This window comes from Desulfovibrio sp. SGI.102 (assembly GCF_050314315.1).
GTDB lineage: Bacteria > Desulfobacterota > Desulfovibrionia > Desulfovibrionales > Desulfovibrionaceae > Desulfovibrio.
The window spans coordinates 1-20,606 of the sequence record NZ_JBNPNC010000021.1; the positions used below are offsets into that span (position 1 = coordinate 1).

Consider the following 20,606-nt stretch of genomic DNA (forward strand, 5'->3'; position numbering starts at 1 on the left):
ACTCAGCGGCAGCTATCACATCAAAATCATTGATAAAACAGCAGTAGGCAGCGTCTGTCTCGTTGCCCCCTCCTATCCTTGGCCATAGCTGCCGTGTCGTAACGGGCACGGCCTGCGGCCGCCTTCGGTCGGTCCCCCTCTCCTTTCCAAAACCTTTTCATCAGGTCCCTGACGGCCTGCCCGACACGCGGGCCTGCTCCCTGATGCCGGTCTCCCGGCTTTTTGGCGGGCTGTTTTTTTACGATGAAGAGGACAGCAGCCGGTACGCAGCGTCTGTCGGGTTGCCGCCTCCGGTCTGTTTCCCCAACGGCTACTTTTGTGTGTCGCTGCATGGCAGACAAAAGCCCTCTTCTGCCAGTCTTCCTTCCATTTTTCTCTTTTGAAGATTCCCCTGAAGCCCCCGCGGTCATCCGTACCCTGTTGCCTGTCGGGCATCTGCCGCACCGGCGGCGCTCTTTCTCCGCCTGCCTCACCCGCTCCTTTCCCAGTCTGGGGAGATGACAGGCCTTGCGTCCGGCGACGGGGACGTGCCATACCGACCTGAGTAAAAGTTTTCGGCGGGGATGGGGGAGCGCGAAGGGGAAGGGGGGCCCTTTTCCAAAAGGGCCCCCCTTCCCCCTCGCCCCTCTTCCACCACCAACCCCACCGAAATCCCATGCATTGTACCTGTCATGTCCTGAGCAGCGCGGCCTTGCCGCTGGCCCGACGCCTGCGGGAAGCCATGGCCGCAGCGCCGTGGCGCGGGCCGTCGGGCGAGACGCTGGCGGAATGCCGCCTGTCCGCGCCGCAACGTTTTGCCCCGGAAGACTGCCTGCCGTTTGCCGGCATCATGGATGCAGCCCGGCAGGCCGCAGAAGTTCCCCAGATCTTTATAGGCGCAACAGGCATCGCCGTGCGGGCTGTGGCGCCCCTGCTGGAACACAAGAGCACGGACGCGCCTGTCCTGGTCATCTCGCCGGACGGCCGTTTCGTCATCAGCCTGCTGGCCGGACACTGGGGCGGCGGCAACAGCCTGTGCCGCCATGTGGCCGCCCTGCTGGATGCCGTGCCTGTCATCACCACGGCCACGGACTGCGGCGAGCGCCCTGCGCTGGACCTTTTCCTCCAGGCAGCGGGCCTGCGCATCCTGGACTGGGACCAGCTGCCTCCGGCCCAGGCCTGCTGGCTGGAAGGGCGGCCCCTGCCCTTGTGGGACCCCTGCGGCGCGGTGACGAACGGAGAAGGGGGAGGATTCCTGCGGCAGGAGCATCTGCCGGAACAGGACGGGCCCGCAGTCTGCGTACACTGGCAACGTCTGCCCGCACGACAAGGCCGCCTGCGGGTGGCCCTGCCCTCGCTGGTACTGGGGCTGGGCTGCCGCAAGGGTATCCCTGCGCCGCTGGTGGCCACAGCCGTGGAAGGTCTGCTGCTGCGCCACGGACTGGAGCCCCAGGCTCTGGCGGCCCTGGCGACCGTGACGGAAAAGGCCCGGGAACCGGCCTTGCAGGAACTGGCCCGGCGTCTGGGCCTGCCCCTGCTGACCTTCGATGCCGCGGAACTGGCCGCCGTCAGCACACCGCACCCGTCCACGGCGGCAGGGGAACGCTTCGCCTGCGCACCCTTCAGTGTCTGTGAGGCGGCCTGCCTGCTGGCGGCCCGGCGGATGGCCGCAACCGGTATGATGAAGGTGGATGGCGGGGGGGCGTCGCCTGTGAGCCGGGCCGAGCTGAAGGACGGCCCGCCGGCGGTAACAGGAAACGGACAGCAAACAGACGGCACGGACGCTCCGGCCGCCCGTCTGCTGGTGGAAAAAACCAAGGTGGCCGGCCAGCTGACCCTGGCCGTGGCCCTGTCGAACAGCATTTTGCGGAGGGATGATGTCTGAGATCGTCATGAACGAAGGGCGGGACGCGGTCCTGCTGGTGGGCGGCGGCAGCCTGTGCGCCGCGGCCGTACCGCTGTTGCAGGCTGCCGGGCTGGTCCCTGCGGGCGTCATCCACGGCCCGCACTGTGACTTCGCGGCAGAGGCGGGCGTGCCCCCGCTGGGCCGGGACGCCGACCTGGCCCGCCTGCGGCCGGACTTCTCCCGGGCCGTGGTCACGGCCCCGCACAAGCAGGCTGCCAAACTGCGCCGTCTGCTGCACGACGCCCTGCGGGAACTGGGCTTCACTCTGGTCAGTGCGGTCCATCCTGATGCCCACAGGGAGCGGGATGTCCTCGTCGGCGCCGGGAACCTCATCTTTGCCGATGCCTCGCTGGCAGCGGGCTGCCGTACCGGCACGGGCTGCGTGCTGCGGGCCGGAGCGCGTCTGGAGGCAGGCTGCCGCCTGGAGGACCATGTCCATCTGGGGGAAGGCGCGCACCTGGGTGAGGGCGTCATCGTGGAAGAAGGGGCCCATCTGGGCCGGGAGGTACGCGTGGATGCGGGCCTGCGGCTGGAAAAAAATATTTTTGTGCCGGACAATGTCCACCTGACGCACCGGACCCTGCCGCTGTTCAGTGCGGGCGGGGAACGGGAAGGCAGCGCGTAATCTTTCGATTTTCAAGAAGAATTTTATAAAATCGCGCTACAACTTCACGGCAGGCGGACGTTTTTCCGGCGTTCCCGCCTGCCCGAAGGCCGTGCGGATTTTCCGCCACCCACGTTGACACATTCTGCAACCCGGCGTATTGATTTATTATCTGTCTGTGACGTCCCGGAGCCGTTCCGCGCGTCCCAAGGTTCGACTAGCCTGTGAGGAGGTTGTCATGAAGTTCGCCCTGTTGTCTGCCGGTGTCCTGGCTCTGGCCCTGTCCGTGCCCGCCATCGCGGCCCAGCCCCCTGTCCCGGCTGACGGTCTCGTCCTGCAAGGTTCCAACCCCAAAAAGCCGGTGACCTTCAACCACTCCACCCACAAAACCGTGGAATGCGTCGTCTGCCACCACCCTGTGGACGGCAAGGAAAGCTATGCCAAGTGCGCCACCGCCGGCTGTCATGACAACCTGAAGGACAAGAAGGGGACCAACAGCCTGTACTATGTGATGCACGCCAAGGAAAAGGCCGATGCCCCCCTGAAGCATCAGAGCTGCCTGTCCTGTCACGTCAAGGTCGTGGCCGAAAAGCCTGACCTGAAGAAGGACCTCACCGGTTGCGCCAAGTCCAAGTGCCATCCGTAGGCCATCATCCATTTTCGCATTGCAAGCCGCGGGAAACCGCGGCTTTTCTTTTTGGCGGTTTGCCTTTTGGAGCATGAGCTGCTATGCAGGGCAAGCCGTTGAGGAACCGGATCACCAACCATCCTGCATGAGAGGCGCCCATGGCCGCATCTGCCGAGCAAAACGAGATCATCGAACTGACGGACCTTATCGAAAAAGGCCCTGACCTGCCGAAAAACAGCCCCAAAACGCCTGAGCCCCTCCCCTTGCCCGACGAGGCCCCGGCTCCTGACGACCTGCTCCTGCTGCCTGTCCAGGATCACGAGCCCGTGCCGTCCCCCGCGCCCGCAGTCGAGGACGTGCCCCCCGCCCGGGACTGGGAGGCCCAGCTGGATGCCTCCGCGGCCGTGATCGGCGATACGGGCCTGCATCTGGCCGCTCTGGCAGCGCAGACCGGCACCGAAAGCCCCCTGCTGCCGGAAAGCCTGGAGCGCATCAGCAGCCTGGAAGAAAGCTGCCGCCAGCTCGACCGTCGCCTGAGCGCCCTGGAAGGCCGGGCCGGGAACGGTCACAGCGACGCCACCCTGCTCATGGAGACCGTGGAGCGTCTCACCCATCTGGAAGAGCAGGTGCAGGCCCTGCCCGCCACGGGAGACACCGCCTCCGGCAGCATGGCCGGAGCGCCCGACAGCGTCCTGCTTATGGAAAGCATGGAGCGCCTTTCCGCGCTGGAGGGCGAACGCCAGGAGATGCTGCAGCGTCTCGACAGTCTGGAGAGCCAGACCGGGGGCAGCCACAGTGACGGCACTCTGCTCATGGAGACCGTGGAACGCCTCACCCATCTGGAAGAACAGGTACAGGCCCTGCAGGACGCTCCGGCCGCTTCCGGAGAGGCCCCGGCCACTGCGGACAGCGAACGCGTGGCCCGTCTTGAGGAAGAGCGGCGGATGCTGGCACAGCGTGTGGAAGCCCTAGAGCACCAGCTTGGCGACCTGATGACGGATTTTGACAAATACGTGGAAAAGGCGGCCGCCGCCGCTGCGGCGCGGATACTGCATGAAGAGATCCGGCGCCTGATGGCGGATCAGGCCTGAGCGGCCTTTTTCCCTGCGCGCACGGCCTTTTCCGCCCCCGCTCCCGCGGGGGCATCGACTTGCCAAGCGCACCGTTAGCGCATATGCTGACGGACGGCCTTTTGCAGGCAGCAGTCCTGTACAGGCCCGAATCAAAAACAAAAGGGGCGGGGGCCGCCGTTTCCGTTCCTTTACCCGTCCGGCGTTTTCCCGTTGTGGGTCAAGGCCATTCCCCAGTGGACGGGTTTTTCATTTTGTATGCCACGAGGCCAGGTATGGACAAAGACAGCAAGGAAGCCCTTCAGGTCGCCAAGGAGCTGACCGCCAAATTCATCGAGACGCGCACGGTTTCGCCGGGCAACTTCGCCGAGGTCTTTCCCGCCGTGTACCGCGTGGTCTGCGAAGCCATCCGCCAGGGCAACGCGCCCAGGGAGGCCGGACGTGACTGATCCCCGCCCCCAGCATGACGCTGCCGTCTCCGGCATGTTCGGCCGCATCGCCGGCTTCTACGACCTGCTCAACCATACGCTGAGCCTGGGCATCGACTATTACTGGCGCCATGTGCTGGCCAAGAACGTGCGCGTGGGCAGCACCAACCGCGTGCTCGACCTGGCCGCAGGTACCCTGGACGTCTCGCTGGCCATCCGCCGCAAATACCCGCATGTGCAGGTGCCCGCCATGGACTTTTGCCCGCCCATGCTCCAGCGCGGCCTGCACAAGCTCAAGGGCGACAACGCCCGGGCCATCATGCCCGTGGCCGCTGACGCCAAAAAGCTGCCCCTGCCCGACGCTTCGGTGGACTGCGTGACCATGGCCTTCGGCATCCGCAACATCAAGCCGCGCTCCGAGGCCTTTGCCGAGATGCTGCGCGTGCTCACCCCCGGCGGCCGCGCCTGCATCCTGGAGTTCGGCTCCGGCAGCGAACGCATCTGGGGCGGTCTGTACAATTTTTATCTGGACAGGATCCTGCCGCGTATCGGCAAGATGGTCTCCCGCGACCCGGGCGCCTATGAGTATCTGGCCGAGACCATCCGCAATTTCCCCACGGCCCCTGCCTTGGAAAAGGAAATGACCGATGCCGGTTTCGCGCGGGCCTGGCATATCAAGCTCACGTCGGGCATCGTCTGCCTGCATGTGGGCGAAAAGGCCCTCTAGCGGGCCAGCGCGCTGCGATAGCGCCGGCTTCCCCGCCGCAGGCGGGACGACCCGGCGCCATCCTCCGGCACAAAAAAACGGCGCCCCAAGGGACGCCGTCATGCATGCGGAAAAAAGCCTCAAGCTCAGGCGCTGCGGGCCAGCCATACAAGAAAGAGGCCCAGAGCCAGCGCCGCCAGCCCGAGGACCCGTATGGAGCTTTTGGGCATCTGCGCGATGAGGATCACTGCCCGTCGCATGGCGTCGGGAGCCAGAGCCCAGACCAGGCCTTCCAGAAGGATGGCCAAACCCAATGCCACAAGAAATGGTTTCCAGTCAAAAGTCATGTCTTTCACATGGCGGAAACAGGCATTTTTGTAAAGGATAAAACGATGGTGGATTTCGCTGCCCTGCAGAATCGTGAACAGACCCTGGCCGTGGTGGGCCTGGGCTATGTGGGCCTGCCCCTGGCCGTGGCTTTTTCCCGCCACATGAACGTGCTCGGTTTCGACATCAACGCCGGACGCATCGAAGAGCTGCGCAAAGGCCATGACCGCACCAACGAAGTGACCGATGAAGCCCTGGCCGCCGCCACGATCGAGTACACCTGCGACCCCGCCGACCTGGCCCGGGCCGCCGTGATCATCGTGGCCGTGCCCACCCCCATCGACGAACACCGCTCCCCCGACCTCACCCCCGTGGTGGGCGCCAGCCACACCGTGGGCCGCCACATGCCCAAGGGCTGCGTGGTGGTCTATGAATCTACGGTCTACCCCGGCCTCACCGAAGAGATCTGCGTGCCCATCCTGGAGCAGGAATCCGGCCTGACCTACGGCACGGATTTCACCGTGGGCTACTCGCCGGAGCGCATCAATCCCGGTGACAAGGTCCACACCCTGGAGACCATCAAAAAGATCGTCTCCGGTTCCGACCAGGCCACGGCCGACCTGCTGGCCCAGGTCTACGGCTCCGTGGTCAAGGCGGGCATCCACCGCGCTTCCAGCATCAAGGTGGCCGAGGCCGCCAAGGTCATCGAGAACACCCAGCGCGACCTGAACATCGCGCTCATGAACGAGCTGGCCATCATCTTCGAGCGCCTGGGCATCGACACCCTCGAAGTGCTGGAAGCCGCCGGTACCAAATGGAATTTCCTGCCCTTCCGTCCCGGTCTGGTGGGCGGCCACTGCATCGGCGTGGACCCCTACTACCTGACCTTCAAGGCCGAGGAGATGGGCTTCCACCCCGAAGTCATCCTGGCCGGTCGCCGCACCAACGACAACATGGGCAAATATGTGGCCGAATGCCTGGTCAAGCGCCTGATCAAGAACGGCAACGTGGTCAGCGGCGCGCGCGTGGGCATCCTGGGCTTCACCTTCAAGGAGAACGTGCCCGACCTGCGCAACACCCGCGTGGTGGACGTGATCCGCGAACTCAAGGAATATAATGTGGTCCCGCTGGTGCATGACGCCGAGGCCGACCCGGCCGAAGCCATGCGCGAATACGGGCAGGAGCTGGTGGATCTGGATCAGCTGCGCGACCTGGATGCCGTGCTGCTGGCCGTGAGCCACAAGGCCTACGCCGCCCTGACGCCCGAAGACATCAAGGCCCGCTGCAAGGACGGCAACAAGGCCGTGCTCATGGACGTGAAGGGCTTCTTCGACCCGCAGGCCATGCGCGCCGCGGGCATCGACTACTGGAGACTGTAAGCGCCGTGCTGCTGGTCTGTGCCGCCACCGCCCGCGAACTGCTGTCCGCCCTGCCGGAACAGGCCCTGGGGCCCGCTCCCGGAGCGGCATGCGGCCCGGCGGCGCAGACCGGCCTGCCGGAGCAGGAATTGCTGCCCCTGCACCTGGGCCTGCCGGCCCTGGCCTGCATCACCGGCGTGGGGCCCGTCAACGCCGCCCTCGGCATGGGGCTGGCATTGGCTGGGGCCCGACAGGCCGGACATGCGGTCTCGCTGGTGCTCAACGTGGGCGTGGCCGGCAGCATGGACCTGCAACGGGCGCCCCTCCGTTCGCTCTGGCGGGTGGAGGAAGAGATCTGGCCGGAATACGGCCTGCACGACGGGACGGCTGTGGACGGCCCGTCGTTCGGTTTTCCCCAGTGGGAAGGGCCGCACGGGCCGGTCTTCGACCGTCTGCCCCTGGCCGCTCCCGCGCAGCTGCCCGCCTGCCTGCACGGGCTGTGCTCCCTGCCCGCGGCCACGTCCCTGAGCGTGGCGGGCGTCAGCGCTTCCCGGCAGCGTGTGGGACAGCTCCGGCAGGCCCATCCCGGGGCCCTGCTGGAAAATATGGAAGGTTTTGCCGTGGCGCTGGCCTGCGCCCGCCAGGGCATCGCCTGTGTGGAGGTACGCAGCGTTTCCAACCGGGTGGGGCCGCGCGCACCGCATGAAACGGATTTTCCGGGAGCCATGCGCCGTCTGGCGGATATCTGGCGCCCCGCACCATAAACCGAGATGTCGCTATGCTGCTTCTGAAAGCCCGTCTGGCACTGGAACTGCCCCCCATCAACAAGGCTCTTTCCCGGGCCGCCGAGGGCCTGCCCCATCCCGTGCGCCCCATCGCCCGCCACATTTTCGAAGCGGGCGGCAAACGCCTGCGCCCCCTGCTGACCATCCTCATGGCCCGCCTGCTGGGCTATGACAAAAAAGACATCTACGATCTGGCCGTCACCATGGAGATGCTCCATGCCGCCACGCTGCTGCATGACGACGTGCTGGACAATGCCGATACCCGTCGCGGCAAACCCGCCGCGCACACCATTTTCAGCGCCACCAGCACCATCCTGGCCGGCGATGCCATGCTGGCCCATGCCAATGCCCTGGTGGCCCAGTGCGGCGACCCGCGCCTGTGCCTCTGCTTCTCCGAGGCCACCAGCCGCACCGCCGCCGGCGAGATCCTGGAGATCGCGGCCCAGCATCAGGTGGAGACCACCGCCGAGGAATACGAGGAGATCATCCGCGGCAAGACGGCCTGGCTGATCCGGGCCTCGTGCCAGCTGGGCGCCCTGCGCGCCGGTGCCGACGATGCCCTGGTGGAAGCCGCCGCCGCGTATGGCAAGAACATCGGCATGGCCTTCCAGATCGTGGACGACGCCCTGGACTTCGCCCCCCAGAGCGTCACGGGCAAACCTTCGGGCGGCGACGTGCGCGAGGGCAAACTGACCCCGCCCCTGCGCATGTACCGCGACAGCCTGGACGATGCCGCCCGCGCGGCCTTCGACCAGGCCTTCAATGACGCTTCCTTCACCGACAGCGACGCCGAGCGCATCGCTGACAGCATCCGTGCGGCCGGTTTCGACCAGGCCACGCGCATGGCTGCCGAAGGCTATCTGGACAAGGCCCGCGCGGCCCTGGCCACCCTGCCCTCGGGACCGGAACAGGACATCCTGCAACAAATGGCCGACTACGTTCGCGACCGCAAAAAATAATCGCCTTATTACGGAGAACCGGCGGGATTCCCGCCGCCAAAGCGAGGACCGTATGCTCTATCGTGTGGAAACCGGGCTTCATGCCAACATTACCGATACTCAGGGCCGCAAGACGGCGCTGCATCTGCTCAAGGCGCTGCAGATCCCCGTTGCCGCCATCCGTCAGATCAAAGTCTACACCGTGGACGGTCTGGATGCCGCCCAGGTGAACCGTCTGGTGGACGAAGGCATCTGGCACGACCCCATCCTGCAGCAGGCCTCGCTGGAGCCGCTGCCCTTCGTGGAACCCGCCCCCCACTGGATCGTGGAAGTGGGCTACCGCCCCGGCGTCACCGACAACGAAGGCCGCACCGCCCGTGACACCGCCGCCATGGTGCTGGGCATCGCCCGTGACAGCCTGCGCGTCTACACCTCGGTGCAGTACCGCATCACCTGCACGCCCGACCGCATGCTCGGCCGTGAAGAGGTGGAGGCCCTGGCCCGCGACCTGCTCTGCAACACCCTGATCCAGCGCTTCCGCGTCAAGAACGCCGAAGAATGGCAGGCCCAGCCCGGCTTCGAAGCCCAGGCCGCCAAGGTCACCGGCGAAGCCAACGACACCGTGGACGTGGTGCCCCTGTCCAGCATGGACGACGAGGCCCTGCAGAAAGCCAGCCGCGACAACACCTGGGCCCTGACCCTGCGCGAGCTGCACTGCATCCGCGACCAGTTCGCCACCCCTGACGAACAGGCCCGCCGCAAGGCCGCCGGTCTGCCCGCCGACCCCACCGACGTGGAAATGGAGGTGCTGGCCCAGACCTGGTCCGAACACTGCAAGCACAAGATCTTCGCCTCCCGCATCCATTACGAGAACAAGGAGACCGGCCAGCGCGAAGAGGTCAACAACCTGTACAAGGCCTGCATCCGTGACGCCACGGCCGCCATCCGCAAGCGCCTGGGCGACGACGACTACTGCAAGTCCGTGTTCAAGGACAACGCCGGCGTCATCGCCTTCATCAACGGCTACGACGCCTGCATCAAGGTGGAGACCCACAACAGCCCCTCCGCCCTGGACCCCTACGGCGGCGCCCTCACCGGTATCGTGGGCGTCAACCGTGACCCCATGGGCACCGGCATGGGCGCGGAACTGGTCTGCAACACCGACGTGTTCTGCTTCGCCTCCCCCTTCTATGACAAGGAACTGCCCCCGCGCCTGCTGCATCCCCGCCGCGTGCTGGAAGGCGTGCGTGAAGGCGTGGAACACGGCGGCAACAAGTCCGGCATCCCCACCGTCAACGGCTCCCTGGTCTTCGATGAACGCTACCTGGGCAAGCCCCTGGTCTACTGCGGCACCGTGGGTGTGATCCCCACCGACGTCAACGGCCGCAAGGGCTGGGAAAAGAAGGCCGAAGTGGGCGACATCATCGTCATGACCGGCGGCCGCATCGGCAAGGACGGCATCCACGGCGCCACCTTCTCCTCCGAGGAACTGCACGAAGGTTCCCCGGCCACGGCCGTGCAGATCGGCGACCCCATCACCCAGCGCAAGATGTACGACTTCATCATGCGCGCCCGTGACCTGGGCCTGTACAACGCCATCACCGACAACGGCGCCGGCGGCCTTTCCTCCTCCGTGGGCGAAATGGCCGAAGACACCGGCGGCTGCGTGCTGGACATCGCCAAGGCCCCCCTCAAGTACGACGGCCTGCGCCCCTGGGAGATCCTGCTCTCCGAGGCCCAGGAACGCATGACCCTGGCCGTGCCGCCCGCCAAGCTGGACGAGTTCATGGAACTGGCCGCCCGCATGGACGTGGAAGCCACCGCCCTGGGCCACTACACCGACAGCGGCTTCTTCGACGTGCGCTACAACGACCGTCCCGTGGCCTCCCTGCCCATGGAATTCATGCATGACGGCGTGCCCCAGCTGGAACTGGAAGCCGTGTGGGAAGCCCCCAAGGTGGAAGACATCCGCGTGGACATGCCCGACAGCGAACAGGGCGCCTTCCTGCGCCGCATGCTGAACCGCCTGAACATCTGCTCCAAGGAATACATCATCCGCCAGTACGACCACGAAGTGCGCGGCGGCAGCGCCATCAAGCCCCTGTGCGGCGTCAAGAACGATGGTCCTTCCGACGCCGGCGTCATCCGTCCGCTGCTGGAATCCGATGCCGGTCTGGTCATCTCCCACGGTATCTGCCCCAAGTTCAGCGACTACGACACCTACTGGATGATGGCCAACGCCATGGACGAAGCCATCCGTAACGCCGTGGCCGTGGGCGGCAACCCCGATGCCCTGGCCGGTGTGGACAACTTCTGCTGGTGCGACCCCGTCCAGAGCGAGAAGACCCCCGACGGCCGCTACAAGCTGGCCCAGCTGGTGCGCGCCTGCAAGGCCCTGCAGCAGTTCTCCCTGGCTTTCGGCGTGCCCTGCATCTCCGGCAAGGACTCCATGAAGAACGACTACACCGGCGGCGGCGAAAAGATCTCCATCCCGCCCACGGTGCTGTTCTCGGTGATGGGCGTCATCAACAACGTCATCGCCACCCAGACCTCGGACTTCAAGGCCGCCGGTCACCACATCTACATGCTGGGCGGTACCTGGCGTGAAATGGCCGGCAGCGAAGCCTGCTCCGAACTGGGCCTCACCGGCGGCCGCGTGCCCAATGTGGACGCCTCCACCGCCATGCCGCGCTACCGCGCCGTGCACGGCCTCATGGGCCAGCGCGCCCTGTCCGCCTGCCATGACTGCTCCGATGGCGGTCTGGCCGTGGCCCTGGCCGAAATGTGCATCGGCGGCCGCCTGGGCGCCAACATCGACCTGGACGCCGTGCCCGCCATGGAAGACATGACCCTGACCGAACTGCTGTACAGCGAATCGGCCAGCCGCCTCATCGTCAGCGTGCGCCCCGACCTGGCCATGATCCTCGACATGCTGGGCAGCTGGCAGATCTGCCGCCGCATCGGTACCGTCACCGACGACAACACCCTGACCATGACCCGTGGCGGCGTCACCGTCCTGCAGGAAAGCGTGGACGACCTGACCACCGCCTTCAAGCGTACCCTGGACTGGTAAGTCCCGGCCCTGCCGCGAACATCAGGGGCGCCCCGCAAGGGGCGCCCTTTTTTGTTGCCCGCACCGCTGCTGCGGTCCTGTCGGCGACCCGTCGGCAACCAGCCTTCCACGGCAGTTTCCCTGACGCCGCTCTGTGGTGGTCATGATATCGAAGGCCCCGAAAAGCCCCTCCCGAAGGCCGGATCCGCTCCGGCCCGGACAGTCCTTCTGTCCTCTCCTCCCACCTCTCGCATGCGTGTTCCCAAAAGCGGAATATGCAATTCAGGCCCCCCTGACAGCCCGTGCAGGGGCCTCTTGCCCCCTTTCACAATATACAGAAGAATTGCAGAAACTTTTAACTTTATATCAACTTTATATCTGCAAAAACTAACTTTATATATCAAAAAATAACAGTCGATATAAAGTTACAGGCTAACTGCATATCAACTGTTAATTACTCATCTTGGACAGGAAATTTTCCAGACTTTCTCTTGCAAAATTTACCTGGTTTGACACAGAGCTTTTTTTCAGGCATCATACCTCAATCTTTTTGTTTGGCGTTTCAGGCAAGCCCCGTTGTGCAGCCTTGACGGGGTGGGTCGTCCGACGACCTGCGCCGCGTGGGCAACCACGCCGCGTACCTGCTTCAACCAAGGAGTTTCTATGACCTCACATTCTTCCATGGGGATGCCGGCGCTGCTGCTGGCCTGTCTGCTGCTGGCCTCCCCCATGTCCGCCGCCTATGCCGGCGATGCAAAGACTGCTTCCTCCAGCCGTGATGTCTGGCTCAAACGTGCCCAGAGCAACGCCGATGCCTTCATGACCGGCATGGCCTCCTGGTACGGGGCCGACTTCCACAACAAGAAGACCGCCAGCGGTGAAGGCTATGACATGTACACCTTCACGGCTGCCCACCGCACCCTGCCCATCGGCACCGTGGTGCGCGTCACCGACAAGAGCAACGGCAAGAGCGTCATGGTCTGCGTGACCGACCGCGGCCCCTATGTGCGTGGCCGCATCATCGACCTTTCCTATGCTGCCGCCCAGCAGATCAACATGAACGACCGCGGCGTGGGCAAGGTCGATCTGGAAGTGGTCAGCGACCCCAGCGGCACCCCCCTGCAGAACGGACAGGCCTATTTCGTGCGTTACAAGGATGACCAGGTGGGCCCCTTCTTCGCCTTTGCCGACGCGGCCGCCATGCATGAAGCGCTGCGCCAGGGCCACCCCGAGGCCGAGGTCGTGCTGGACGATGCCGGCAACTAGCGCTCTGCCGCTCCCTTTTTTCCGGGCGCCCCGAGCGCCCTTTTTTTTGGCCTTCGATCAGCCCCAACCCCTTGTATTCCCGTTTTCTTTGGGGCAATGTCGGAAATCGTGAGTCATTTGGAAAACCGCAAATCCCTCGTCATGGAGAGCTGTCATGGGTTTTGTGCTTGCCCTTATTTCCTCCGCCGCTTTCGGTCTCATCCCGCTGTTCAGTCTGCCCCTGCTGCATAGCGGCCTGTCCGCGGACTGTGTCCTTTTTTACCGCTTCCTCTTCGCCTCCATAAGCCTGGGCCTCATCCTCGTCCTGCGCCAGGAACGTTTTGCCGCGCCCGCGCGCGACCTCGGCCTGCTGGCCCTGTTCAGCGTGCTCTACGCCCTGGCCGCCCTGCTCATGATCTGGGGCCTGCTCTACCTGTCGGGCGGCGTCACGGCCACCCTGCAATTCCTGTATCCGCTGATGGTCATGCTCATCATGACCATCTTCTTCCATGAAAAATTTTCCATCATCACGGCCAGTTCCGTGCTGCTGGCCATCCTTGGCGTGGCCCTGCTGGGCAGCGGCGGCGGTGATGACGGCGGCAGCCTTGACCCGCTGGGCGTAGGCCTGCTGCTGGCGTCGGCCCTGTGCAACGCTCTCTACATCTCGGGCCTGCATGTGGCCCGCATCCACAGCATCTCGGGCCTGAGCATCACCTTCTGGGTGCTGTTCTTCGGTACCGGCGTGTCCCTCGTCAATGCCCTGATCTCCGGGACCTTCGAGATCATCGGTACCTGGGAACAGCTGGCCCTGAGCCTGCTGCTGGCCATCATCACCGCGGTCATCTCCAACCTGACCCTGATCCTGGCCATCCAGCGCATCGGTTCCACCCTGGCCTCCATCCTGGGCGTGGGCGAACCGCTCACCGCCGTCACCGTGGGCATCCTCGTCTTCGACGAGCCCGCCACCTTCGCCGTCTTCAGCGGCGTGGCCGTCATCTGCGCCGCCGTGGTTCTGGTCATGACCGGGCCGCAGATCCAGGCCTGGCTGCAGAAAAGAAAGCATGGGGAGTAGATACGAGGGGGAGAAGGCCATCTCTTTGGACACCTCTCCCCCTCGAACTCCCCTTCTCCCTGCCCAAACGTTTTTTCAGGGTCAGTGGCGGTCCTCATGGCACGCAAGCCCGTCTCCTGCCGACCGTCTCCGACGGCTCTTCCCGTCGGCCTGCACACCCCCGATCTTTCCCCGCAATCCCCATCCCGGGGCATGGCGTGCCGTATGCGCCTAGCTCACGGACGCACGACGCCTACGGCTGCTCCTGGGCCCCTTCTCGTGCCGCTTCCCTTCCTGCCGTGGCCAGAGGCCTGTTTCCTGCCATCGCCCCTTTCCCGTCCCCCTCCCTTCCCGCCATCGGCCACTGTCGTGACCAAAGGCCTGGCCTTCCCTTTTGAGGACCGCAGCAGCAACGCCTTTCCCCTTCCCCCAAAAACAAAAAGCGGAGCCGCCCCGCAGGACAGCTCCGCTCCATTCCGGAAAAACAGAACCAGAGACTACAGGCGTTCGGCCACCAGACGGCCCATCTCGGCGCAGCCCACCAGGGTGCAGCCGTCTTCCATGATGTCGCCGGTACGGAAACCGTCACGCAGGGTCTGGCGCACGGCATTCTCCACGGCGTCGGCTTCTTCGGACAGGCCGAAGGCCAGACGCAGCATCATGCCGGCGGACAGGATGGTGGCCAGAGGATTGGCCTTGTCCTGACCGGCGATGTCGGGCGCGGAACCGTGGATGGGCTCGAACAGGGCCGGGGCCTGGGCGCCCATGGAGGCGGAAGGCAGCATGCCCAGCGAACCGGTGATGACGGAGGCCTCGTCGGAGAGGATGTCACCAAAGATGTTGCCGGTGAGGATGACGTCGAACTGCGAAGGATCGCGCACCAGCTGCATGGCGGCGTTGTCCACGTACATATGGCTCAGTTCCACGTCGGGGTAGTCGGCGTGCACTTCCTGCACCACGGCCTTCCAGAGGCGGGAGGTCTCCAGCACGTTGCTCTTTTCCACGGAGCAGACCTTCTTGCGACGCTGGCGGGCGGTCTCGAAGGCCACCTTGGCGATGCGGCGGATCTCGTTCTCGTCGTAGATCATGGTGTTGTAGCCCACGCGCAGGCCGTTACGTTCTTCGATGGCGCGGGGCTCGCCGAAGTAGATGTCACCGGTCAGCTCGCGCACCACGATGAGGTCCAGACCGCGGGCCGCGATGTCGGAACGCAGCAGGCAGGCGCCGGCCAGTTCGGGCAGCAGCAGGGCGGGACGCAGGTTGGCGAACAGGCCCAGGGCCTTGCGGATGCCCAGCAGGCCCTTTTCAGGACGGCGGGCAGGCTCGATATTGTCCCACTTGGGGCCGCCCACGGCGCCCAGATACACGGCGTCGGCCTTCTGGCAGGCTTCCACCGTGGCGGCGGGCAGGGGCTCGCCGGTGGCGTCGATGGCCGCGCCGCCGATGAGGGCGGGCACGAAGTCGAATTCATGGCCGAACTTTTTGGCCACAGCTTCCAGGACGGCCACGCCCTGGGCCACGATCTCGGGACCGATGCCGTCACCCGGCAACAGACAAATGGTCTTTTTCATCTTGATATCCTCATGCAGCGCCGCAGCACTGCGCTTGTGTGCAAAAACTGTCCTTGCTCACCAGAAAGCCGCGAAGGGCACGCCTTCCGCAGCCTCCGCTCTTGCCCTGCCTCCACGGCACGCTCTCCCCAAACCACCGGGGGACAGATATTCAGGGCACGATCACCGTCCTGCCCTGCCCCGTTATCGACCGGAACAAAAGTTTTCGGGAGGAGAGGGGGAGGTTGAGGGGGAGAGGGGCCCCTTTTCCAAAAGGGGCCCCTCTCCCCCTCAGCCAGCAGCTGTCCGCCTAGCCCTTGGCGGCCAGACGTTCCTTCACATAGTTGACCAGGCCGCCCTTGGCCAGGATGGCGGCCATGGAGGCCGGCAGGGGCGGGCACTGGATCTCGGCGCCGTTGGTCAGGTCGCGGATGACGCCGGTGGCGGCATCCACTTCCAGCTCGTCGCCGTCATTGATCTTGTCCACGTCGTCGCCCACTTCCATGAGCAGCAGGCCCATGTTGAAGGCGTTGCGGTAGAAGATGCGGGCAAAGCTGTGGCCGATGACCACGGGCATGCCCGCGCCCAAGATGGCGATGGGGGCGTGCTCGCGGGAGGAGCCGCAGCCGAAGTTGCGGCCGGCCACCATGATGTCGCCGGGCTTCACGCGCTTGACCCAGTCAGGTTCCAGACCGGCCATGCAGTTGGCGCCCAGTTCCTTGGCGTCAGAGGTCACCAGGAAGCGGGCCGGGATGATGGCGTCGGTATCGATATGTTCGCCCACCTTGTGGGCCGTACCTTTGTAATTCATGACGTGATCCTTTCTGAAAAAACGGCTTAGAGCTGGTCAGGGCCGGCGATGCAGCCCGCCACGGCACTGGCGGCCGCCACCACGGGGCTGGACAGGTAGACTTCGGAATCCAGGCTGCCCATACGGCCGCGGAAGTTGCGGTTGGTGGTGGCCACGGCGCGTTCGCCGTCGCCCAGGATGCCCATGTGGCCGCCCAGGCAGGGACCGCAGGTGCAGGGGCCCACGATGCAGCCGGCATCCATGAAGACTTCCATCAGGCCTTCCTTGAGGCACTGCTTCCACACGGCGGGGGTGGAGGGCAGGATGATGCAGCGCACGCCCTTGGCCACCTTGCGGCCGCGCAGAATCTCGGCGGCATCGCGCATGTCGCTGATGCGGCCGTTGGTGCAGGAGCCCACCACCACCTGCTGCACGGACAGGTCCTTGAGCTCGGAAACGTTCTTCACGTTGGAGGGCAGGTGCGGACAGGCCACCACGGGTTCCTGGCCGGTCACGTCGATGTCCACCACGCGCTCGTACACGGCGCCTTCGTCAGCGGCCAGACTCATGGTCACGCCGGGACGGCCGTGCTCGGCGCAGTACTGGCGGGTGAGCTCGTCCACGGCGAACAGGCCCACCTTGCCGCCGGCTTCGATGGCCATGTTGGCCATGGTCAGACGGCCTTCCACAGGCAGGGCATCGATGACGGAACCACCGAATTCCAGGGCCTTGTACAGGGCACCGTCCACGCCGATGGTCTTGATGAGCAGCAGCATCAGGTCCTTGCCGCGCAGCCACTTGGGCATCTGGCCGTTGATGTTCACGCGGATGGTCGGGGGCACCTTGATCCAGGTCTCGCCCAAGGCCATGCCGGCGGCGATGTCGGTGGAGCCCATGCCCGTGGCGAAGGCGCCGATGCCGCCGTAGGTGCAGGTGTGGCTGTCCGCGCCGATGACCACGTCACCGGGGCCCACCAGGCCGCGTTCGGGCAGCAGGGTGTGTTCCACGCCGCAGTCGCCGCCTTCGTAGTAGTGGGTGATGCCCTGCTCCTGGGCGAACTGGCGGCTGATCATCACCTGGTTGGCCGAGGCGATGTCCTTCTGGGGCGTGAAGTGGTCCATGACCAGGGCGATCTTGTCCTTATCGAACACACGGCTGGCGCCCATGCCCTTGAAGGATTTGATGGCCAGGGGGCCGGTGATGTCATTGGCCAGCACCAGGGACAGGCGGCACTGGACGATCTGTCCGTCGCGCTCGATGACGTCGTCGGTGTGGGCTTGCAGGATCTTTTGCGCAAGCGTCTGAGGCATGATGGTTCTCCTTGATACGGAATGCGATTGCGGGGGGAAGGAACCCCCTTTGACTAGCGCCCCAAGGGGGTTCCTTCCCCCCGGGCCCCCCATCCTCCCCCAAATGCGCTTTATTCAGGAGGATGACAGACGGGGCGATGCGCCAGCTTTTCCCTGCTGAAGGTCTCCCGGCACCACCCCGGAAAGATCCGGGAGGTGGGCAGAGCTCCCACAGGGGCGGTCATAAAATATGCAGGGCTCTCCTGCTGGCTGCCTTTTCCTCTCCCCGGCGGGTCATTCCCGGACAGGGACACAGGGCGTACCCACGGGGCCTTGTGGCCCAAGAGCCACCTAGCCCCAACTAAAGCGCGCTGGGGAGAGGGAGGGGAGTTTGAGGGGAGGGGGCACCCCTCCCCTCAGGAACACTCGCTAGCTGTGCTGGCAGTGCAGACGCTCGCCTTCCTTTTCCTTCTTGGCCAGATGGTTGAGGGCGTTCACATAGGCACGCGCCGTGGCCACCAGGATGTCGGGATGGGCGCCGCGACCCACAGCCGAGAACTCGCCTTCGCGCAGGCGCACGGTCACTTCGCCCAGGGCGTCGGTGCCGCCGGTGACGGCGTTGACCGCATACTGCTCAAGCTGAGGTTCACGGCCCAGCATGTCGTTGATGACATTGAAGATGGCGTCCACGGGGCCCACGCCGAAACCGGCGCCGCTCTTTTCCATGCCGTCCACGTCCATGAGCACGGCCGCCGTGGGCGGCACGCCGCCGGCGTCGGAGCTCTGCACGCTCACATGGCGCAGGCGGTACAGGTCGGGCATGCGGTAGACTTCTTCCTGCACCAGGGCCATGAGGTCATCGTCGTGCAGGGTCTTCTTGCGGTCGGCCAGGGCCTTGACGGCCTCGAAGACGATCTGCAGCTGGTCGTCATCCAGGCTGTAGCCCAGGCTCTCGAACTTGTTGCGCACGGCATTGCGGCCGGAATGCTTGCCGATGACGAGGTTGCTCTCGTTGCGGCCCACGGACTGCGGGGTCATGATCTCGTAGGTCTCGCGGTTCTTGAGCATGCCGTCCTGATGGATGCCGGACTCATGGGCAAAGGCGTTGGCGCCCACGATGGCCTTGTTGTTGGGGATGGGCTGACCGATGGTCATGGAGAGCAGGCGGCAGGAAGGATAGAGCTGCTCGGTGACGATGCCGTGCTCCAGACCGTAGTAGTCCTTGCGCACGCGCAGGGCCATGGCCAGCTCTTCGAGGGCGGCGTTGCCCGCGCGCTCGCCGATGCCGCTGATGGTCACCTCGGCCTGACGGGCACCCACGCTGAGGGCGGCCAGGGTGTTGGCCACGGCCAGGCCCAGGTCGTTGTGGCAGTGCACGCTGAAGATGGCCTTGTCGCTGTTGGGCGTGTTCTCGATGACGTAGCGGATGAGGTCGGCGAATTCCTGCGGCTGGGCATAGCCCACGGTGTCGGGCAGGTTGATGGTGGTGGCGCCGGCCTTGATGGCGGTCTCCACCACGCGGCAGAGGAAGTCACGTTCGGAACGGGAGGCGTCCTCGGCGGAGAACTCCACGTTGTCGGTGTACCCGGCGCAGCGGCGCACCCCGGCTTCGATCATCTGCAGCACCACTTCGGGGTCCTTGCGCAGCTTGTACTTCATGTGCAGGGGCGAAGTGGAAAGGAAGGTATGGATGCGGGGATTCTTGGCGTCCTTCACGGCCTCCCAGCAGCGGTCGATGTCGCTGTCCATGCAGCGGCACAGACCGGCCACCTGGATGGATTTCGCCTGCCGGGCGATACGCTGCACGGACTCGAAATCCCCCTGGCTGGAGGCGGGGAAACCGGCTTCCATAATGTCCACGCCCAGCACTTCGAGCTGGTGGGCAATACGGAGCTTTTCCTGAAGGTTCATGGTCGCGCCCGGCGACTGTTCGCCGTCACGCAGGGTGGTGTCGAAAAAGAACACGCGGTTGGACATGGATCTGACTCCTCTGATCGGACACCCGCGAAGGGTGCTTGTTTGTTATGCTACTGCATAACGGCCGCCCTGCCGGCGGCGATCAGAAGGTTCTCGATCCGCCCCCGCGGGGCGACAAACCGTTACGCAGCTTTCTCCTCGTCCTGCAGATTCAGGGCGCGTAGTAGCTGACGGTTACGACGGGGCAGAATGACAAAAGAGTAGTAGAGGCCGCCACAGATGTAGACGGCGCAGAGCAGGAAGCCGAACAGGCGCGGCTGGGCGTAGACCAGGCCAAAGATGACCATGACGGCCAGCAGATAGCGCACCGGATGGGCACGCAGGAAATCATACTCCTTGAAGGAGAAGTAGCGCACGCGGCTCACCATGAGCACGCCCAGGCCCAGCGCGATGACGATGCTGACATAGGGCAGGGCGGGCAGGAAGAACTCCGGCAGGATACCGGCGAAATACAGGAACGCCACCACCGTACAGCCCGCGGCGGGGATGGGCAGGCCGATGAAGAAGCGCTTGCCGGTCACGGCCGTGCTGATGTTGAAGCGGGCCAGACGCAGGGCACCGCAGGCGGCAAAGAGGAAGGCCACCACCACGCCGAAGCGGCCCAGGCTCTCCAACTGCCACTGCCAGAGCAGGAAGGCCGGAGCAAGACCGAAGGCGATGAGGTCGGCCAGGGAGTCATACTGGACACCGAATTCGCTGGCCGTATGGGTCAGGCGAGCCACCTTGCCGTCCATGCCGTCCAGCAGAGCGGACAGCACGATGGCCAGACCCGCTTCTTCAAAACGGGACTGCACAGCCCAGACCATGGACAAAAAGCCCATGAACATGCTCAACGACGTGATGAGGTTGGGCAGGAGGTAGATGCTCTTGTGTACGGGCAGTTTTTTTTCTTGCGGCTGAGTGTCCACAACCATGCTCCACTT

18 protein-coding genes are annotated in these 20,606 nt (G+C 64.9%); 12 read left to right on the plus strand and 6 right to left on the minus strand.

The window, feature by feature from the left end; all coding sequences use genetic code 11:
- Positions 1-655: 655 nt before the first annotated feature.
- From ACQRCJ_RS06245 to ACQRCJ_RS06270, 6 genes are all read left to right on the plus strand, one after another.
- Positions 656-1,864, plus strand: a complete 1,209-nt coding sequence (locus tag ACQRCJ_RS06245) for a cobalt-precorrin 5A hydrolase (RefSeq protein WP_427799493.1) — start codon at positions 656-658, stop codon at positions 1,862-1,864.
- Positions 1,857-2,510 carry a hypothetical protein gene (locus tag ACQRCJ_RS06250; protein ID WP_300646419.1) on the plus strand — a complete coding sequence of 218 codons (654 nt, stop codon included), beginning with the start codon at positions 1,857-1,859 and terminating at the stop codon, positions 2,508-2,510. Before ACQRCJ_RS06245 ends, ACQRCJ_RS06250 begins: the two co-directional genes overlap by 8 nt.
- Before the next feature lie 217 nt (positions 2,511-2,727).
- Positions 2,728-3,135: a cytochrome c3 family protein gene (locus ACQRCJ_RS06255; RefSeq protein WP_168935871.1), complete on the plus strand. Its 408-nt coding sequence runs from the start codon at positions 2,728-2,730 to the stop codon at positions 3,133-3,135.
- Between the two features lie 140 nt (positions 3,136-3,275).
- Entirely contained in the window at positions 3,276-4,208 is a 933-nt protein-coding gene (locus ACQRCJ_RS06260) for a hypothetical protein (protein ID WP_427799494.1), read from the plus strand.
- Between the two features lie 254 nt (positions 4,209-4,462).
- Positions 4,463-4,636, plus strand: a complete 174-nt coding sequence (locus ACQRCJ_RS06265; RefSeq protein ID WP_006008942.1) for a hypothetical protein — start codon at positions 4,463-4,465, stop codon at positions 4,634-4,636.
- Positions 4,629-5,342, plus strand: a complete 714-nt coding sequence (locus tag ACQRCJ_RS06270) for a ubiquinone/menaquinone biosynthesis methyltransferase (protein ID WP_289616745.1) — start codon at positions 4,629-4,631, stop codon at positions 5,340-5,342. Before ACQRCJ_RS06265 ends, ACQRCJ_RS06270 begins: the two co-directional genes overlap by 8 nt.
- 125 nt (positions 5,343-5,467) lie before the next feature.
- On the opposite strand, the gene ACQRCJ_RS06275 is transcribed toward ACQRCJ_RS06270, so the two are convergent.
- Positions 5,468-5,641 (minus strand): DUF2065 domain-containing protein, encoded by a 174-nt coding sequence (locus ACQRCJ_RS06275; protein WP_289616746.1) that lies wholly within the window; start codon positions 5,639-5,641, stop codon positions 5,468-5,470.
- Between the two features lie 72 nt (positions 5,642-5,713).
- Here ACQRCJ_RS06275 and ACQRCJ_RS06280 point away from each other — a divergent pair, with 72 nt between their 5' ends.
- The 6 genes from ACQRCJ_RS06280 (at position 5,714) to ACQRCJ_RS06305 (ending at position 14,098) form a co-directional block, all read left to right on the plus strand.
- Complete coding sequence (locus ACQRCJ_RS06280; protein WP_204675026.1) at positions 5,714-7,027, plus strand: nucleotide sugar dehydrogenase; 1,314 nt, start codon at positions 5,714-5,716, stop codon at positions 7,025-7,027.
- 5 nt (positions 7,028-7,032) lie between these two features.
- Entirely contained in the window at positions 7,033-7,770 is a 738-nt protein-coding gene (gene mqnB / locus ACQRCJ_RS06285) for a futalosine hydrolase (RefSeq protein WP_297159879.1), read from the plus strand.
- A gap of 14 nt (positions 7,771-7,784) precedes the next feature.
- The gene (locus ACQRCJ_RS06290; protein ID WP_427799495.1) at positions 7,785-8,750 is read left to right on the plus strand and encodes a polyprenyl synthetase family protein; all 966 of its coding nucleotides are present in this window, start codon (positions 7,785-7,787) and stop codon (positions 8,748-8,750) included.
- A gap of 52 nt (positions 8,751-8,802) precedes the next feature.
- Positions 8,803-11,802, plus strand: coding sequence for a phosphoribosylformylglycinamidine synthase subunit PurS (locus ACQRCJ_RS06295; RefSeq protein ID WP_427799496.1), 3,000 nt, complete (start codon positions 8,803-8,805; stop codon positions 11,800-11,802).
- Between the two features lie 642 nt (positions 11,803-12,444).
- Positions 12,445-13,047, plus strand: a complete 603-nt coding sequence (locus ACQRCJ_RS06300; RefSeq protein WP_297137809.1) for a septal ring lytic transglycosylase RlpA family protein — start codon at positions 12,445-12,447, stop codon at positions 13,045-13,047.
- Positions 13,048-13,201: 154 nt separating this feature from the next.
- Positions 13,202-14,098 carry a DMT family transporter gene (locus ACQRCJ_RS06305; RefSeq protein WP_289616748.1) on the plus strand — a complete coding sequence of 299 codons (897 nt, stop codon included), beginning with the start codon at positions 13,202-13,204 and terminating at the stop codon, positions 14,096-14,098.
- Between the two features lie 476 nt (positions 14,099-14,574).
- On the opposite strand, the gene leuB is transcribed toward ACQRCJ_RS06305, so the two are convergent.
- From leuB to pssA, 5 genes are all read right to left on the minus strand, one after another.
- Complete coding sequence (leuB, locus tag ACQRCJ_RS06310; RefSeq protein ID WP_006008921.1) at positions 14,575-15,648, minus strand: 3-isopropylmalate dehydrogenase; 1,074 nt, start codon at positions 15,646-15,648, stop codon at positions 14,575-14,577.
- Positions 15,649-15,937: 289 nt separating this feature from the next.
- On the minus strand, positions 15,938-16,438 hold the full coding sequence (locus tag ACQRCJ_RS06315) for a 3-isopropylmalate dehydratase small subunit (RefSeq protein ID WP_006008919.1): 501 nt from the start codon (positions 16,436-16,438) through the stop codon (positions 15,938-15,940).
- 26 nt (positions 16,439-16,464) lie between these two features.
- A complete protein-coding gene (locus ACQRCJ_RS06320) occupies positions 16,465-17,727 on the minus strand; it encodes a 3-isopropylmalate dehydratase large subunit (RefSeq protein ID WP_168935863.1) in 1,263 nt (420 codons plus the stop codon).
- Positions 17,728-18,135: 408 nt separating this feature from the next.
- A complete protein-coding gene (locus tag ACQRCJ_RS06325) occupies positions 18,136-19,683 on the minus strand; it encodes a 2-isopropylmalate synthase (protein ID WP_006008917.1) in 1,548 nt (515 codons plus the stop codon).
- Positions 19,684-19,805: 122 nt separating this feature from the next.
- Complete coding sequence (gene pssA, locus ACQRCJ_RS06330; RefSeq protein WP_168935862.1) at positions 19,806-20,597, minus strand: CDP-diacylglycerol--serine O-phosphatidyltransferase; 792 nt, start codon at positions 20,595-20,597, stop codon at positions 19,806-19,808.
- Between the last annotated feature and the right edge of the window lie 9 nt (positions 20,598-20,606).

Bases quoted from the DNA above. Each gene is read 5' to 3' on its own strand.
- ACQRCJ_RS06245 (WP_427799493.1), top strand. From the start codon at position 656: ATGCATTGTACCTGTCATGTCCTGAGCAGCGCGGCCTTGCCGCTGGCC.
- ACQRCJ_RS06250 (WP_300646419.1), top strand. From the start codon at position 1,857: ATGTCTGAGATCGTCATGAACGAAGGGCGGGACGCGGTCCTGCTGGTG.
- ACQRCJ_RS06255 (WP_168935871.1), top strand. From the start codon at position 2,728: ATGAAGTTCGCCCTGTTGTCTGCCGGTGTCCTGGCTCTGGCCCTGTCC.
- ACQRCJ_RS06260 (WP_427799494.1), top strand. From the start codon at position 3,276: ATGGCCGCATCTGCCGAGCAAAACGAGATCATCGAACTGACGGACCTT.
- ACQRCJ_RS06265 (WP_006008942.1), top strand. From the start codon at position 4,463: ATGGACAAAGACAGCAAGGAAGCCCTTCAGGTCGCCAAGGAGCTGACC.
- ACQRCJ_RS06280 (WP_204675026.1), top strand. From the start codon at position 5,714: ATGGTGGATTTCGCTGCCCTGCAGAATCGTGAACAGACCCTGGCCGTG.
- ACQRCJ_RS06290 (WP_427799495.1), top strand. From the start codon at position 7,785: ATGCTGCTTCTGAAAGCCCGTCTGGCACTGGAACTGCCCCCCATCAAC.
- ACQRCJ_RS06295 (WP_427799496.1), top strand. From the start codon at position 8,803: ATGCTCTATCGTGTGGAAACCGGGCTTCATGCCAACATTACCGATACT.
- ACQRCJ_RS06300 (WP_297137809.1), top strand. From the start codon at position 12,445: ATGACCTCACATTCTTCCATGGGGATGCCGGCGCTGCTGCTGGCCTGT.
- ACQRCJ_RS06305 (WP_289616748.1), top strand. From the start codon at position 13,202: ATGGGTTTTGTGCTTGCCCTTATTTCCTCCGCCGCTTTCGGTCTCATC.
- leuB (WP_006008921.1), bottom strand. From the start codon at position 15,648: ATGAAAAAGACCATTTGTCTGTTGCCGGGTGACGGCATCGGTCCCGAG.
- ACQRCJ_RS06315 (WP_006008919.1), bottom strand. From the start codon at position 16,438: ATGAATTACAAAGGTACGGCCCACAAGGTGGGCGAACATATCGATACC.
- ACQRCJ_RS06320 (WP_168935863.1), bottom strand. From the start codon at position 17,727: ATGCCTCAGACGCTTGCGCAAAAGATCCTGCAAGCCCACACCGACGAC.
- ACQRCJ_RS06325 (WP_006008917.1), bottom strand. From the start codon at position 19,683: ATGTCCAACCGCGTGTTCTTTTTCGACACCACCCTGCGTGACGGCGAA.
- pssA (WP_168935862.1), bottom strand. From the start codon at position 20,597: ATGGTTGTGGACACTCAGCCGCAAGAAAAAAAACTGCCCGTACACAAG.